Annotated in this window: 16 protein-coding genes and 1 tRNA gene; 6 read left to right on the plus strand and 11 right to left on the minus strand. The window is 60.3% G+C overall.

Annotated features, from left to right (window positions below; genetic code table 11):
• The first annotated feature begins 157 nt into the window (after positions 1-157).
• The 3 genes from ACRANW_RS10525 to ACRANW_RS10535 all read left to right on the plus strand — a co-directional run bounded on the left by ACRANW_RS10525 (position 158) and on the right by ACRANW_RS10535 (position 1,820).
• Positions 158-499 (plus strand): hypothetical protein, encoded by a 342-nt coding sequence (locus tag ACRANW_RS10525; RefSeq protein ID WP_479431743.1) that lies wholly within the window; start codon positions 158-160, stop codon positions 497-499.
• Entirely contained in the window at positions 496-1,134 is a 639-nt protein-coding gene (locus ACRANW_RS10530) for a TadE/TadG family type IV pilus assembly protein (protein ID WP_479431744.1), read from the plus strand. Before ACRANW_RS10525 ends, ACRANW_RS10530 begins: the two co-directional genes overlap by 4 nt.
• An 80-nt stretch (positions 1,135-1,214) precedes the next feature.
• Entirely contained in the window at positions 1,215-1,820 is a 606-nt protein-coding gene (locus ACRANW_RS10535) for a TadE/TadG family type IV pilus assembly protein (RefSeq protein WP_479431745.1), read from the plus strand.
• A 30-nt stretch (positions 1,821-1,850) separates the two neighbouring features.
• Here ACRANW_RS10535 and ACRANW_RS10540 read toward each other — a convergent pair whose 3' ends face one another.
• The 4 genes from ACRANW_RS10540 to ACRANW_RS10555 form a co-directional block, all read right to left on the minus strand.
• Positions 1,851-3,215, minus strand: a complete 1,365-nt coding sequence (locus ACRANW_RS10540; RefSeq protein WP_479431746.1) for a pyruvate dehydrogenase complex E1 component subunit beta — start codon at positions 3,213-3,215, stop codon at positions 1,851-1,853.
• 3 nt (positions 3,216-3,218) lie between these two features.
• Positions 3,219-4,334 (minus strand): pyruvate dehydrogenase (acetyl-transferring) E1 component subunit alpha, encoded by a 1,116-nt coding sequence (gene pdhA / locus ACRANW_RS10545; RefSeq protein WP_479431747.1) that lies wholly within the window; start codon positions 4,332-4,334, stop codon positions 3,219-3,221.
• 119 nt (positions 4,335-4,453) lie between these two features.
• Positions 4,454-4,756 carry an FtsB family cell division protein gene (locus ACRANW_RS10550; protein ID WP_479431748.1) on the minus strand — a complete coding sequence of 101 codons (303 nt, stop codon included), beginning with the start codon at positions 4,754-4,756 and terminating at the stop codon, positions 4,454-4,456.
• Positions 4,757-4,862: 106 nt separating this feature from the next.
• The gene (locus ACRANW_RS10555) at positions 4,863-6,026 is read right to left on the minus strand and encodes an acyl-CoA dehydrogenase family protein (protein ID WP_479431749.1); all 1,164 of its coding nucleotides are present in this window, start codon (positions 6,024-6,026) and stop codon (positions 4,863-4,865) included.
• A gap of 171 nt (positions 6,027-6,197) precedes the next feature.
• Between ACRANW_RS10555 and ACRANW_RS10560 the strand changes: the two genes are divergently transcribed.
• The gene (locus ACRANW_RS10560) at positions 6,198-7,388 is read left to right on the plus strand and encodes an MFS transporter (RefSeq protein ID WP_479431750.1); all 1,191 of its coding nucleotides are present in this window, start codon (positions 6,198-6,200) and stop codon (positions 7,386-7,388) included.
• A 149-nt stretch (positions 7,389-7,537) separates the two neighbouring features.
• On the opposite strand, the gene ACRANW_RS10565 is transcribed toward ACRANW_RS10560, so the two are convergent.
• From ACRANW_RS10565 to grxC, 4 genes are all read right to left on the minus strand, one after another.
• Positions 7,538-7,614 (minus strand) — tRNA-Arg (locus ACRANW_RS10565).
• Between the two features lie 33 nt (positions 7,615-7,647).
• Positions 7,648-8,115, minus strand: coding sequence for a DUF1178 family protein (locus ACRANW_RS10570; RefSeq protein ID WP_479431751.1), 468 nt, complete (start codon positions 8,113-8,115; stop codon positions 7,648-7,650).
• Between the two features lie 6 nt (positions 8,116-8,121).
• The gene (locus tag ACRANW_RS10575; RefSeq protein ID WP_479431752.1) at positions 8,122-8,943 is read right to left on the minus strand and encodes a carbon-nitrogen hydrolase family protein; all 822 of its coding nucleotides are present in this window, start codon (positions 8,941-8,943) and stop codon (positions 8,122-8,124) included.
• Entirely contained in the window at positions 8,943-9,206 is a 264-nt protein-coding gene (gene grxC / locus ACRANW_RS10580; RefSeq protein ID WP_479431753.1) for a glutaredoxin 3, read from the minus strand. Before grxC ends, ACRANW_RS10575 begins: the two co-directional genes overlap by 1 nt.
• 163 nt (positions 9,207-9,369) lie before the next feature.
• Between grxC and ACRANW_RS10585 the strand changes: the two genes are divergently transcribed.
• Positions 9,370-9,849: an Hsp20 family protein gene (locus tag ACRANW_RS10585; RefSeq protein WP_479431754.1), complete on the plus strand. Its 480-nt coding sequence runs from the start codon at positions 9,370-9,372 to the stop codon at positions 9,847-9,849.
• A gap of 408 nt (positions 9,850-10,257) precedes the next feature.
• Here ACRANW_RS10585 and ACRANW_RS10590 read toward each other — a convergent pair whose 3' ends face one another.
• From ACRANW_RS10590 to tpiA, 3 genes are all read right to left on the minus strand, one after another.
• Positions 10,258-11,895: a CTP synthase gene (locus ACRANW_RS10590; protein ID WP_479431755.1), complete on the minus strand. Its 1,638-nt coding sequence runs from the start codon at positions 11,893-11,895 to the stop codon at positions 10,258-10,260.
• Between the two features lie 126 nt (positions 11,896-12,021).
• Positions 12,022-12,417: a preprotein translocase subunit SecG gene (gene secG / locus ACRANW_RS10595; RefSeq protein WP_479431756.1), complete on the minus strand. Its 396-nt coding sequence runs from the start codon at positions 12,415-12,417 to the stop codon at positions 12,022-12,024.
• A gap of 102 nt (positions 12,418-12,519) precedes the next feature.
• The gene (gene tpiA, locus ACRANW_RS10600) at positions 12,520-13,293 is read right to left on the minus strand and encodes a triose-phosphate isomerase (protein WP_479431757.1); all 774 of its coding nucleotides are present in this window, start codon (positions 13,291-13,293) and stop codon (positions 12,520-12,522) included.
• A gap of 244 nt (positions 13,294-13,537) precedes the next feature.
• Between tpiA and ACRANW_RS10605 the strand changes: the two genes are divergently transcribed.
• Positions 13,538-15,472 (plus strand): peptidylprolyl isomerase, encoded by a 1,935-nt coding sequence (locus ACRANW_RS10605; RefSeq protein ID WP_479431758.1) that lies wholly within the window; start codon positions 13,538-13,540, stop codon positions 15,470-15,472.
• Positions 15,473-15,499 lie beyond the last annotated feature (27 nt).

The raw sequence follows: 15,499 nt of genomic DNA on the forward strand, positions 1-15,499 counted from the left end.
TCGTGCTTGCTCCGGTGAATCAGAAAATCAGCGCCTTGGAAATCCCCCATGAGTCAGCCTCATCGGGATTTGGTATTACATATCACCAAACGGTATTTTTGCCGCAGATAATTCAACCGCACCCAACGGCTTTTCCATCGCGCGGCACATCGTTTTCATGACTGACGGCCAATTAGCCCCCAGCCCGTTTGTTTATTCAACCTACGGTGTCGAACCATGGGATCGCCGTGTAACTGCCGGAGCAATCGTTACTGAAAACGGTGCTCGCGTCATTGCGGACGCCAGAGCCCGTCACGAAGCGCGCTTCCAGGCTGCCTGCCGCGCCGCGAAACAAGAGGGCATCACCGTGTGGGTGGTGGCATTCGGCACGGCGTTGACCGATAGCTTGCGAAATTGTGCTGACCCCGGCCGCGCGTTTGAGGCAACTGACAATATCACGCTGAATGCCCGCTTCCAGGAAATCGCCCAGAAAATCGCTGCCTTAAGGCTCACATCATGATCCGTGATTTGGTGAAATCCGCAGACTTGACCCGCCGTCTGAAAAGCGACCGCGAAGGCGCCACTTTGATTGAGTTCGCAATGGTCTTCCCGGTTCTGGTGCTGATCATCATGGGATTGATGGACATGGCCCACACGCAATATGCCAGTTCGGTTTTGCACGGCGCAATGCAGAAAGCCGGTCGCGATCTGACATTGGAAAGCGCCGGGAACCAACAAGCCAATCTGGAAAAGCTGGTGCGTGACCAGATTTCCATCGTGATACCGCAAGGTGCAGAGATCAATTTTATCCCGCTGTCGCACTATGATTTTGCGGACGTTGGCGAGTCAGAGGTTATCCTCGGAGATGACCCGGTAGGGCAGCCAGGTCACGGGAAATGCGAAGGCGCCAAGGGCGAGAATTACATCGACGATAACAACAATGGCAGGTTTGATGCGGTCCGCGGAACGGCAGGGATCGGCAGCGCCCGCAACGTGGTCCTCTACACAGCAGAGGTGAAATACCCTCGGCTCTTCCCGATGTATGGGCTCGCCGGATTGCCGAAGGACGTGACGATCGAAGCATCAACAGTTCTTCGCAACCAGCCGTTCAAAGAACAAAAAAATCGCAACACCACGCAAAGGTCTTGCCCATGACCTGTAATACGCACTTAAAGTTACCGGCAGCGGCTAGCTCGCTTGCCACCTGTCTCCGGGATAACACGTCAGGCGTTGCTTTGATCGAGTTCGCCTTGGCCGCGCCGCTGGTGCTCGGCATGGGGATGCTCGGCACAGACACGGCATATCTGGTCATCGCCCATTTGCAGGTCAGCCAAATCGCCATGCAAGTTGCCGACAACGCATCACGGGTGGGTGAACAGGAAGTGCTGGCTGCGCGAAAGGTTTACGAACGCGATATGGCCGAGACCTTGATCGGCGCTGAAAAGCTCGGCGATAGCATCGATATCTTCGACCAAGGGCGGATCATTATTTCAAGCTTGCAGCGCAATGCGAATGACGGACAATGGATCGCCTGGCAGCGCTGCCGCGGGGCCCTTAAACATGATTCGAGTTACGGTGTTGAAGGCAATGGAAAGACAGGAACAGGATTTCCAGGCATGGGCGTTCCAGGACGCTACATCACCGCCTCGCAGGGAACAGCGGTCATGTTTGTCGAAATCGCCTATGATTACGAACCACTTACGCCGATCACGATATTTAAAGGCAAGCGTATCACCTACACCGCCGCCTTCAATATCCGCGATAATCGCGATCTGACAGCTATTTACGCGGGTGGGCCTGTGGCCCGGTGCAACGTGTATTCAGCAGCGCGTCCGACCTGACCAAAGCCAGGGCGGATGCGCTGACCGAATTTACCGATAGCAAACCTTGCGTGCGGCTTCAGCGATCCTCGCCGGATCAATCAGCGCCAGTTTTTCAAGGTTGGCAGCATAAGGCAACGGAACATCCTCGTTACACACCCGCAACACGGGCGCATCGAGATGGTCGAAGCCGTCTTCCATGCAGATGCTGATGATCTCGCTGGCGATTGAACAGGTTGGCCAGCCTTCCTCGGCAACGATCAGGCGATTGGTCCTGGCAAGGCTTTCGAGCACAGTGGCCCGGTCAAGCGGGCGCAGGGTGCGGAGATCGACGATCTCTGCGTCAATCCCCTCATCCGACAGTGTCGCGGCAGCTTCCAGCGCCATGCCGACACCGTTCGAATAGGTCACGATCGTCACATCGCTCCCCTCGCGCACGATCCGCGCTTTCCCGATGGGCAACACGTAATCATCCATGTCCGGCACATCAAAGCTGCGACCATAGACAAGCTCGTTTTCAAGGAAGACCACAGGATCCTCGCACCGGATCGCTGCCTTCAACAGGCCCTTGGCATCGGCTGCATCATAGGGCGCAATCACAATCAGACCCGGAACGCTGGCGTACCAAGGGCCATAGTTCTGACTGTGCTGAGCGCCCACACGGCTTGCAGCACCGTTGGGGCCCCGGAACACGATCGGGCAGCGCATCTGGCCACCTGACATGTAGTTGGTCTTCGCAGCCGAGTTGATGATGTGGTCAATCGCCTGCATTGCGAAATTAAACGTCATGAACTCGACGATAGGACGAAGCCCGCCCATCGCTGCGCCCGTGCCGATCCCGGCAAAGCCATATTCAGTGATCGGGGTGTCGATCACACGCTTGGGGCCGAATTCGGCGAGCAGGCCTTGCGTGACCTTGTAAGCGCCCTGATACTCGGCAACTTCCTCGCCCATCACAAAGACACGGCCATCGCGGCGCATTTCTTCAGCCATGGCATCGCGCAGGGCTTCGCGCACGGTCGTGATGGTAAGCGAGGTCCCTTCAGGAACGGCAGGGTCTTTCGCGGCAGCAGCAGGAGCAGGCTTTTCAACCTTGGGCGCATCAGCCTGGGGCGCAGGTGCGGGTTTTGCGGTCTCAACGGGCTCTGCCGCGACTTTCTCAGCAGACTCCTCCCCATCCGCCGCAATCAGCGCGATCACCGCGCCCACCGCGACATCCTCGGTTCCCGCGGGGACCACGATCTTTTCCAGCACACCATCATCGATGGCTTCGAATTCCATCGTCGCTTTGTCGGTCTCGATCTCAGCAATGATATCGCCCGGTTCGATCCGGTCACCTTCCTGCTTCAGCCATTTAGCGAGCGTGCCCTGCTCCATCGTCGGTGACAGCGCGGGCATCTTCAGTTCGATGGCCATGGCTCAGTACTCCCCCACCAGAACATCGGTGTAGAGTTCGTCCGGAGCTGGCTCAGGCGAGGTTTCGGCGAAATCGGCCGCCTGCGCCACTTCGGCGCGGATCGCCTTGTCGATGGCTTTCAATTCATCCTCGGTCTTGCCGCCTTCGATCAGAGTCTTCTTGAGCCGTTCGATCGGATCGTGGTGATCGCGCTGGTCCTGCACCTCTTCACGGGTGCGATACTTGGCCGGATCGGACATCGAGTGTCCACGGAACCGATAGGTGTTGCACTCCATCAGCACCGGCCCTTTGCCTTCGCGGACATGCGCAAAGGCAATTTCGGCGGCAGCGCGCACTTCGAGCACATCCATGCCGTTGACTTCCATGCCGGGGATGCGGAACGACGTGCCGCGGCGATAGAACCGGGTTTCGGCCGAGGAACGCTTGGTCGATGTGCCCATCGCGTATTGATTATCCTCGACAACAAACACGATCGGCAGATTCCACAAGGCCGCCATGTTGAAAGTTTCATAGACTTGGCCCTGGTTGGCCGCGCCATCACCAAAATAGGCGAGGCAGATGCCGCCGTCCTCGTTGTACTGATGCGCCAGCGCGAGCCCCCCGCCCAGCGCCACCTGTGCACCGACGATGCCGTGGCCGCCGTAAAACTTATGCTCGGTCGAGAACATGTGCATCGACCCGCCCTTGCCCTTCGAGATCCCAGCCTCGCGCCCGGTCAGCTCCGCCATGATCACTTTGGGATCAATCCCATAGGCAAGCATATGGCCATGATCGCGGTAGCCGGTGATGACGCTGTCACGATCATTGTCGAGCGCGCTCTGCAACCCGATCGCGACCGCTTCCTGACCGATGTACAGGTGGCAGAAGCCGCCAATCAGGCCGAGACCGTAAAGCTGGCCCGCCTTTTCCTCGAAACGGCGGATCAGCAGCATCTGGCGGTAGAATTCGAGCATTTCTGCATCGCTCGCCGCGTAACACTTCTTGGATTCAAAGGCGTCCTGCAGGGAGTGAAGCAGAAAATCGGTGTCGTCGCCTGCGGTGACGTCGTTTTTCGCCTGTGCGGTCGATTTGGCAGGTTGCTTGGCCAAGACAGTGGTTCCTCTCTGTGGCGCACTCATGGGGAGGAGAAGCGCATCACGGGCTCTATAGGCAGGGAGACAGGAGGGGCGCAACGCCAAGGCGTAACGGAAGACCCATCACGCATACGAAATCAGCCTAATGGCAGGCCTTCTGCGTGCTATTCATCATCAAGCGTGATGACGACTTCGTCTTCACGCATGACGCCCAGCTGTTTGCGCACAAGCTCGCTGGCGAGATCGGGATCGGCGGCCTCGGGATCGAGCAGCATCACACGGTTGCGCAAGGCATCGCGTTTGGCCGTGAGTTTGGCGATTTCATCCTCGCGAATTTCAAGCGCAGCGGCGTTTTCGCTCCAGGCAAGCAGGCCCGTCGGACCGGCCACCGCCACGCCCGTCATCAACAGCAGAGCGCCCAAGGCGCCAAACCGCTTAAACCTGTTTTCTGATACCGGCTTGCGCATTATCGCGAATGGTCCCTCGTCCGATAATCGCTTTAGAATCATACTTGCTGCGTTGCTGCAAGGACAATGCGGCGCGTTGGGTATTTATCCCTGCCGATTGCCATTTTTAGTAGCTGCGGGGCAACCCCAGCACGTGTTCGGCGAGGTAGGAGAGAATGAGATTGGTCGAGATCGGCGCGACGGTATAGAGTCGCGCTTCGCGGAACTTGCGCTCGACATCATATTCCTCTGCAAATCCGAAGCCACCAAAGGTCTGGACGCACATGTCTGCGGCTGCCCAACTGGCCTCCGAGGCGAGCAGTTTCGCCATGTTGGCCTCTTCGCCCGGATTGCCGCCCTCATCGTAAACCCGCGCCGCGTGCAGGACCATCAATTCGGCCGCGCGCATCTGGGCATAGCAGCGGGCGATCGGAAACTGGACCCCCTGGTTCTGGCCGATGGGCCGCGCAAACACATTGCGATCCTTGGCATAGGCCGTGGCCTTCTCGATGAACCACTTGGCGTCCCCGATGCATTCCGCTGCAATCAGGATGCGTTCGGCGTTCATGCCTGAAAGAATGTAGCGAAAGCCCTTCCCTTCCTCGCCCACCAGCGCCGATGCCGGAATGCGCAGATCGTCGAAGAAGACCTCGCAGGACGAATGATTCATCATCGTGCGGATCGGCTTGACCGTCATGCCGCTGCGCAACGCGGCCTGCATGTCGACGAGAAAAATCGAAAGGCCTTCGGTCTTGCTCGCCGCTTCCTCACGCGGCGTGGTGCGCGCCAGCAGCAGCATGAGATCGGAATGTTCGGCCCGGCTGGTCCAGATCTTCTGGCCGGTTACGACATATTCGTCCCCATCCCTGACAGCGCGGGTCTTGAGGCTGAGCGTGTCGGTGCCGCTGGTGGGCTCGCTGACGCCAAAGGCCTGCAAGCGCAATTCACCGCTGGCGATGCGGGGGAGGTAATGCGCCTTCTGCCCCTCGCTGCCGTACCGCAGCAGCGTATTCATGATGTACATTTGCGCATGGGCTGAACTGCCGTTGCAGCCCGATGCCTGGATTTCTTCCATGATCACACAGGCCGCCTCAAGGCTGAGGCCGCTGCCTCCGTGCTCGGCCGGGATAAGCGCGGCGAGGAAGCCCGCTTTGGTCAAGGCATCTACGAATTCCGCCGGATAAGCCCGCTCCGCGTCTTTGGCGCGCCAGTATTCGCCCGGAAAATCCGCGCACAACCCGCGCACCGCACGGCGGATTTCGGCGAGTTCTTCGGGTTCGTGACGGGACATCCACTAGCTCTCTTTTCTGCTGACAGGCGGCGGCTTGCCGGTTTGCCGCGACCAAGTCCACCACATCAATACCCGTGCTTTTGGGCAAGACGCGGGCCATGGCAATCCGGTTTCAATCTGCTACGCGCTTTCCGTATGAGCCCCGCTGCGCCCATCCCTCACAGCCCGCCCTTGTTGACCCGAGCACAGGAGCGGGCACTCGCGCTCACCATCGCGGTGGTGACGGCCAATGCCTATTACATTCATCCGATCATCGGAGAGGTCGCGCGCGCTTTCGATGTAGGCGAGGCGGAAATCGGGCTGGTGCCGGCGCTCAATCAGCTGGCGCTGGCGCTGGGCATCTTGCTGCTGCTGCCGCTGGGCGATTTCTATTCGAACCGCCGCCTGTGCATGATCTTCGTCACCGCGCAGACGGTGTGCCTTGCCGGGATGGTGCTGGCGCAGGATCTGGTGCTGTTCACGGCCGCCTCGACCGTGTTGGGATTTGTCACCATTGCGCCCTACCTGATCCCCGCCTTCGCGTCCAAACGCGTCGCGCCCGAGCGGCTGGGCCTGGTCACGGCGCAGCTAACGGCCGCGGTGATCTTCGGCATCTTGGTCGCACGGGTGGGCGCAGGGATCATTGCCGAACACGCCGATTGGCACGCGGTCTATGTCGGCGCGCTCGGCCTGATGGCAGCGGTGACGGCCTTCTTGCCGATCGCCATGCGCACCGAGCCGGTGGCGCCCAAGCGGCCGGAAGCGCGCTATGGCGCGCTGATTGCGTCGGTCTTTACACTCGCTGCAAAGCATCCGGATATGCGGATTTCTGCTGTAATTCAGGGTCTGAACTTCGCAATTTTCACCGCCAGCTGGCTGGGGCTCGCGCTCTACTTGACCAGCCCTGAAATGGGATACGGCACTGACGATGTCGGTTACCTTGCGGGCGTGGCCGCGATCAGCGTCTTCACCACCCCGCGTCTGGGGCGCTGGGCGGACACAATCGGCCCGCGCAACGCTCGTCTTAAAGCGGCGGCGGTGCAGATCATCGGCATCGCGCTGTTCTATCCGCTAGGCTTCAGCATCTGGGCATTGCTCGTGCCGTTGCTCGTGGTCAACATGGTCGGGCCGAGCATCGACGTGACGGGCCGGATGACGATGTTCACCCTCGCCCCTGAAATCCGCACACGGCTTACCACATCCTACATCGTGGTGATGTTTGTTGGCGGCGCGATTGGCAGCGCGCTGGGCACATCGGTTTATGATTTTGCCGGATGGGGCGGTACCTGCACTTTGATGCTGATCATGTCGCTGGGCGTGCTGGCGTTATCGTTTTACGCCGAGCGGCGCTGGCAGCAGATGGCCGCCGCCCAGCCTATATGACAGCGTACGGGCATTGTTTTACGGTTTATTAAGGATAATCCGGTAAACAAATCCGCGAAAGGCGCTACGGCCAAATACCGAATGAAGGGCAATCGTCACTGCGGTCAGGCCGAGCGTCTTTTGCCTTTTACATGGCAGATCGAAAACGGTGGTGACCCCGGCGCGATTCGAACGCGCGGCCCCCAGATTAGGAATCTGGTGCTCTATCCGGCTGAGCTACGGGGTCCCGCTGCATGTCTTAGCAGCGCAGGCCGCCGTTTCAATTGAGTTTGTCGGGCGGCGCGACCGGGAATGGCAGTGGCGCGACCGGCACGCCTTCTTCAATCAGCGCCTTGGCTTCGGCAAGGCTTGTCTGCCCGTGGATAGGCGCTTCGTCACGCTCACCATAATGCATCTTGCGGGTTTCTTCGGCGAACTTGTCACCCACCCAGGTCGAACTTTTAAGCGCAGCCGCCTGTGCCTTAGCGAGCGTGGTCAGCGCCTCATGCACTTCGGCCGGCATCGGCGTATTGGCGACAGGTCTGGCGGGTTCGGGCGGGAGCACCTCCTGCCGCGTGTTGCCTTTTGCCGGCACGGCAGGGGCCATTGGCGCTTTCGCAACCTCGCCAATGCCGCACAAAGGGCAGGCAAGCAAGTTACGGCTGCGCTGATCCTCGTAGTCAGCCGAAGAACCGAACCATCCTTCGAAACGGTGGCCTTGTGCGCAGGAGAGGTCAAACACGATCATGGCAAATCACAATGTCGCAATCGGGCGGCGGTTGGCAAGCGCGGGCACCTGCGCCCGGACGGCGGCCACGCGTTCAAGATTGATGTCGCAAAAACCAAGCTCCGCTGCCGCTCCACCCATGTCGAGCAGGATTTCGCCCCATGGATCGACCACGAGGCTGTGGCCATAGGTCTTGCGCCCGTCTTCGTGTTGCCCAACCTGGGCCGCCGCAATGACGAACGCGCTCGCCTCGATTGCACGGGCGCGCAGCAAGACATGCCAGTGTGCGGCGCCCGTGGGCCGGGTGAAGGCAGCCGGAACCGCAATCACGTCGCAACGCCGGTTGCCAAGCTCCCCGAACAAAGCCGGAAAGCGCAGGTCGTAACAGATCGTCAGGCCAAGCCGCCCGACAGGCGTGTTGTCAAGGCTCACCACGTCCTCGCCCGGACGATAGGCCGCGCTTTCACGCCATGCCTCGCCGCTTGCCAGATCAACATCAAACATGTGCATTTTGTCGTAGGTGACGGGATTTTCCCCGCCAGGAACAAACAGCATGGAGCGATTGGCATTCAAACCACCCGGCACCGCCACCGCCATTGATCCGAGCGCGATCATCACGCCGCTCTCTTGCGCCACATCTGCAAGCTTCGTCACGAAAGGCGATTCGTCCTGCCGCACGATGTGCTGAGCGGCACGCCCCCGATTGCGATCGAGCAGCAACGACATTTCCGGTGTGAACAGCATGTCCGCCCCGCCATCGCGCGCGGCAAAGGCGGCGTTGCGGATCACGTCGAAGTTGCGGCCCGGGTCAATCCCCGAACACATCTGCAAAATCGCAATTGTCGGCATCAGCCCGCCAGCAACGCGTCAAGCTTGCCCGCTTGTTCCAGCGCGGCCAGATCGTCCGACCCGCCCACGTGGGTATCGCCGATAAAGATCTGCGGCACCGTCATCGCATCAGGCGCGCGGGCGCGCATTTCGTCACGTGCAGGGCCGCCCATGGTGATGTCATGCTCGGTGAATTCAGCGCCCTTTTGAGAAAGAAGGCGCTTGGCGCGCACGCAGTAGGGGCAGGCGAACTTGGTGTAGATGTCGATCTTCGGGCTAGCCATAAATCCCTCGTACAAGATGGTCTTGAAAGCGTGAACGCGCAAACCAGATAGGCTTTGTCGCCACGTTTCGCCAGTCTTGGGAAACGGCAACGGCGACAAGGCGGGTGCTGCAATATGCAGGCCCGCAACCAAACCAGATTGCTCAGACAAGAGGATTTGCACAATGTCACGTTTTGATTTCACCCCCTATCGCCGCTCCACCGTCGGGTTTGATCGCCTGTTCGACCTTCTCGAAAACCAGGCGCGGCTCAATGCAGGTGACAATTACCCCCCCTTCAACATCTCGCGCCGGGGCGAAGACAATTACCGCATCACCCTTGCGGTGGCCGGTTTCCGTTCGCCCGATATTGACATCACTGCCCAGCAAAACCTGCTGGTGGTTCAGGGTCGCAAGCGCGACGAGGGCGAGGACGGGTCTGAATTGATCCATGTCGGCATCGCCAACCGCGGTTTTGAACGGCGGTTTGAGCTTGCCGATTTCGTCCGGGTTGAACGCGCCGATCTTGCCGACGGTCTGCTGATCATCGATCTGGTGCGCGAAGTGCCCGACGCGATGAAACCGCGCAAGATCGCTATCGGCGGCACGGCCACCCTGACCGCGGTGCCCGCCACCGACGGTGAAGATGCCGCCAGCGCCGCCTGACGCGTGCGCACATTGGATTGTTACTGAAATAAAAGGGGGCGGGTCTTGCGATCCGCCCCCGCGGCTTTCGCCGCCTCGTCTGAACCTATCCGTCCGGGTCGCAGAAGACGGACAAGACCAGACAAGCTTGTTTCATGACCAAGGAAACGCGCGGGTAACACCACTGTTCAGGGAGCAGCGATGGATTGGAATTAGCGCGGTGGTCACTAGAAATTCATGAAATACACCCTTCGTCTAATGCGTAAGGGTAACAACGCGCAACATCATTTTGCGGCGTTTGATGCGATCCGAACCCAATGCCGCGTATCTTCAGAATAAAACTGCGCGCCCAAAAGGAAATGTGGTTCAATTTGGCGCACACGTGGCGCGGCGTGGCAGGTCTACACCAAATGAAGATCCGCTCTAGCCTCAGACGAGTCGCGATTGCTCCAGTGCTGCCGCGATGAAGCCGGCGAACAGCGGATGCGGATCAAAGGGCCGCGATTTCAATTCAGGATGAAACTGCACACCGACGAACCACGGGTGATCGGGCCGCTCAACAATTTCAGGCAGCAAACCATCGGGCGACATGCCGGCAAAGATCAGGCCCTGCTTTTCCAGCGGCTCGATAAAGGCGCTGTTGACTTCGTAGCGGTGGCGGTGCCGTTCGGAAATCTGCTCGGCGCCGCCATAGATTTGCGAGGTATGGCTGTTGGCGCTGAGCATGGCCGGATAGGCGCCAAGCCGCATAGTGCCACCCAGATCGCCGTCCTCGGCGCGTTCCTGCAAGCCTTCCTTGCTCATCCATTCGGTAATGATGCCGACAACGGGGGTTTCGGTCGGACCGAATTCGGTCGATGATGCGTTGGCAAAACCGGCAGCGCGGGCGCCTTCGATGCAGGCCATCTGCATTCCCAGACAGATCCCGAAGAAAGGCACGCCGCGCTCGCGGGCAAATCGCACGCTGGCGATTTTTCCTTCCGACCCGCGTGTCCCAAAACCGCCGGGGACGAGGATGCCGTGCATCGGTTCCAGCGCAGCAATGATCTGCGAATCGTCTTCGCCTTCAAAAATCTCGGCGTCGATCCACTTGATGTTGACCTTCACCCGGTTGGCGAGGCCGCCATGAACCAATGCTTCATTGAGGCTTTTGTAGGCGTCAGGCAGCCCCACATATTTACCGACCACCGCAATGGTCACTTCACCTTCAGGGTTGAAGTGGCGGTCGGTAACATCATTCCACGCGGCAAGGTCAGGCTCTCGCGCATCGGTGATCCCGAAGGCGCGCAGCACTTCGCGATCCAAACCCTCGGCGTGATACTGCTGCGGCACCGAATAAATCGAGGGTGCATCCAGCGCCGGGATCACCGCTTCGGGCCGGACGTTGCAGAACTGCGCGATCTTGCGCCGGTCGCTGTCAGGAATCGGATGCTCGGCGCGGCACAGCAGAATGTCGGGCTTGATGCCAAGGCTGGCAAGCTCGCGCACCGAATGCTGGGTCGGCTTGGTCTTCAGCTCGCCGGCAGCCTTGATGTAGGGCACCAGTGTAACGTGCACCGAGAGCGTCTGGAGCGGTTCGAGCTCGTTCCGCAGCTGGCGAATCGCTTCCATGAAGGGCAGCGATTCGATGTCGCCCACCGTGCCGCCAATTTCGCACAGGATGAAATCATGATCGTCCTGATCGGCCAGCGCAAACGCCTTGATCTCGTCCGTGACGTGCGGGATCACCTGCACTGTCGCGCCCAGATAATCGCCGCGCCGTTCGCGCGCAATGATGTCGCGGTAAACGCGGCCGCTGGTGATGTTGTCACTCTGCCGCGCCGATACGCCGGTGAAGCGTTCGTAATGTCCCAGATCAAGGTCGGTTTCGGCCCCGTCATCCGTCACATAGACTTCGCCGTGCTGATACGGGCTCATCGTGCCCGGATCGACATTCAGATAGGGGTCGAACTTGCGAATTCGGACCGTGTATCCACGCGCCTGCAAAAGGGCTGCCAGCGAGGCTGCCATAAGACCTTTGCCGAGCGAGGAGACCACGCCGCCGGTGATAAAAATGTACCGCGCCATGGGATCCGGGCCTTAAGCAACAGGAGGGATTCGGGGCAAGCGAATTGCGGACGCTTTGCCGCCCCATCCACAATGCCGGTGTTCTGCGAAACGTGAAGGGCTGTCAAAGCCACTCCACGCGAAATATTACTGCGCGCCTTCTTCAGCGGGAGCAGCCGGTGCCGCATCAGTTTGTGCCGGCGCCGTCGCCGGAGCAGGAACTGGAACCGGATCGGCCAGCAGATCCGGCCGTGCCGGAGCAACCGCGCTGGGCGCATCGCGATCCAGTGTCGTCGTCACCCCGGCAACGCGGCTTTCACGCACCGCAAGCGCAGCCAACACGATCGAGAGCGCCACGAAAGCCACGGCCAGCCACTTAGTCGACCGCGTCAGGAAATCTGCGGCCCCGCGTGCACCCAAAGCGCCGCCCGGGCTCGATCCGATGCCAAGTCCACCGCCTTCGGAACGCTGCATCAGCACGACGCCGACGAGCGCTGCAGCCACGAGGGCCTGTATCACGGTGAGGAAGAGGAACAGGGACATGAATGATTCTCGTGGCCGGGGGCGCGCAAACGCCCGGTTGCATAGGTTTCGCGCCATGTAAGGCGCAAGCAGCCTCGCGGCAAGCCCGCACCTTCGGTGAGCCTAGCTGTCGAAGGGCTCGCTTGCGGCTAGTGCGATGCCCATAAAGCTATCTGCAGTGAGGCTTGCTCCGCCCACCAGCGCGCCGCCTACGTCGGGCACCGCGAAAATGGCCGCAGCATTCTCGGGCTTGACCGAGCCACCATAAATGATGCGCACTTCGCGCCCCTGCTCTTCGCCGAACAATTCCACCAAAAGTGCACGGATGGCCCCGTGCATTTCGGCGATGTCATCGGTGGTGGCAGCCGTTCCGGTGCCAATCGCCCAGATCGGCTCGTAGGCTACGGTCAGCTTATCAGCGACTTCAACCGACATCTGTTCAGCCAGCGGGAGCGAGGCCTTGAGCTGTTTCTTAACAAAGGCAACGGCCTTCCCGGTTTCGCGGGTGCTTGCGCTTTCACCGCAGCACATGATGATACGCAAGCCCGCTGCCAGCGCGCTTTCCGCCTTCGCCCGTACGCACGCGTCGTTCTCATCATGGTCAATCCGGCGTTCGGAGTGGCCCAGGATTACAAATTTCGCGCCCGCATCCGCAATCATTGCGGCAGAAATATCGCCGGTATGCGCGCCGCCTTCGGCATGGTGGCAATCCTGTGCACCAACGCCAATCTGTTCGGCTTCACGGTGGATGGGATGGATCAGCGTATAAGGCGGCGCCAAGGCCACCTCGACCTTCATGTGACGTTGTGCGGCGCGGTCAATCGCACGCGCTTCTGACAGCATGGCGCGGGTGCCGTGCATCTTCCAGTTTCCGACGATGTAGGGTCGGCGGGCCATGTCGTGTCCTGCACTTTTCATAAGGGAGATGGATAACCCGGGGGAAGCGATGATTCCGAGGTTTATGTAGTGCCCCGATGCCACGTCCGCTAGCTGAGGAAGCGCAGCTAGTCAAAACGCACGCGAACCTGTTGCCGCGCGGTCGCAGGGCCTCTAAAGCGCCAACGCATTGCGCGTTGTCGTATTGTAGGTACGCCACGCTTGCGTCTTGCCATCAGCCAGCCTCGGATGGGTCAATCAGGTCATGATTTCGTTTTTCCGCCGTTTTTTTCAGTCGAAGATCGGGCTCCCGATCTTTCTTGCGTTTCTGGCGTTGATGGCGCTGGCTTTTGTGGCTGCTGACCTCACCGGCACAAGCTTTGGCGGGGTCGGTAATTCCGATCGGATCGCGGTTGTCGGTGACGAAGCGATCCCGGCATCCGATCTGACCGTGTCGGCCACGACCGCGCTTGATCAGGTACGCCAGCAGAACCCGACGATCACCATGCCCGAATTCGTGGCCGAAGGCGGCTTTGACGCCGTGCTCAAGCAGCTGATCGACCGGTTTGCCGTGGGCGAATATGGCAAGGATTATGGCTTGCGCGCTGGCGAAAACCTCGTGAACAGCGAAATTCTCAAGATCCCTGCTTTCCAAGGTCTTACCGGTCAATTCGACCAGCAAGCCTATCTGGGTGCGCTGCGTCAGCGCGGCTTGACCGACGCGACATTCCGCCGGGATCTTGAGGCCGGGCTGATCGAACAGCAATTGCTGCGTTCAGCCGTCGCCGCGCCGCAGTTGCCCGAAAAAATCGCGCGTCAATATGCCGCGCTAGTGCTGGAGAAGCGCAAAGGCGAAATCGCTTTGATCCCCAGCCAATCTTTTGCGCCCGCGAGCAATCCCTCCGACGCGCAATTGACGACCTGGTACAGCGAAAATCGCGCGCAGTTTGTTCGTCCCGAGCGACGCACTTTGCGCTTCGCCGTGTTCGGTCCTGAAGCGCTTGAGGTCAATGCGACCCCCACCCCGGCTGAAATCGCCGAGCGTTTCAAGCGCGATGCTGTTAAGTACCAGGCGATAGAACGCCGCGTTGTCACCAGCTTTGTTGTTCCTACTCAGGATGCAGCCAAGGCGCTCTCCGCGCGTATCCGCGGCGGAGCCTCGCTTGAAGCCGTTGCGCGGGAGGCAAACTTCACTGCGTCGAAGGCCGAAGCGCGTGATCGCGAAGCAATGGCGGGTGCGACCAGTTTTGCCTTTGCCCAGAACGCCTTCAAGGCCGCACAGGGCGGAATCGTCGATCCCGCGCAAGGCACGCTTGGGTGGTACGTGGCGCGGGTTGACGCGGTCGAGCGGGTTCCGGCGCGTACATTGGCGCAAGCCACCCCGGAGATCACCGCGCAGCTCACGATCGAAAAGCGCGCTGTCGCCATTGCCGATCTGACCTCGGAGATCGAGGCCGAGATTGACGGTGGTACCGCGCTGGCAGACGTCGCCAAGGCGTATGACCTCACCGTTGAAACCACGCCGGCCCTGCTGGCTGATGGGCGTGCTTTTGGGCAACCGCAGGTCCAGATCGTCCCGCAGCTTGCGGAAATCCTGCCCACCGCGTTCCAGATGGAGGAAAGTGAGCCTCAGCTGGCCGAAGTCGGCGGCGGCGAAGAGTTCGTGATTTTCGAAGTCGCCCGGGTCGAAGAAGCCACCGCTCCGCCGCTGGGAGACGTTCGCGATGCGGCCATTGCCGGCTGGAAGCGTGCACAAGGCGCGATCCTGGCCAAGCAGGCGGCTGAACGGATCATAGCCAAGGTGCGCGGCGGAACGCCGCTCGCGGCGGCTATGGCGGCCGAGAACAAGCGGGGTTTTGAGCGCGAGGCGATTGATCTGGAGCGCCGCCAGCTGCTCGCCAACCAGCGCGACCGGATTGCGCCGCCGCTGGTGCTGCTGTTCAGCATGGCCGAAGGCACCGTGAAGTCGCTCGAAGGTCCACGTGGACTGGGATGGTATGTCGTCGCGCTGGACGACATCACCACACAATCGCTCGATAATCAGGGCGAACTCGTCGCGCAGACCCGTCAGCAGCTAGGAACAGCGCTCAGCGAGGAATATCGCGATCAGGCGACCGCTGCGATGCGTGCATCGCTGGGTGTGACACGCAATGAGCCCACGATCGCGGCGGTGCGCAAGCAGCTCACCGGCGAACAATAAGCGACAGGCGTGATGTCTTGCTGACCG

The organism is Erythrobacter sp. 'gip.4 top 5' (assembly GCF_056495765.1).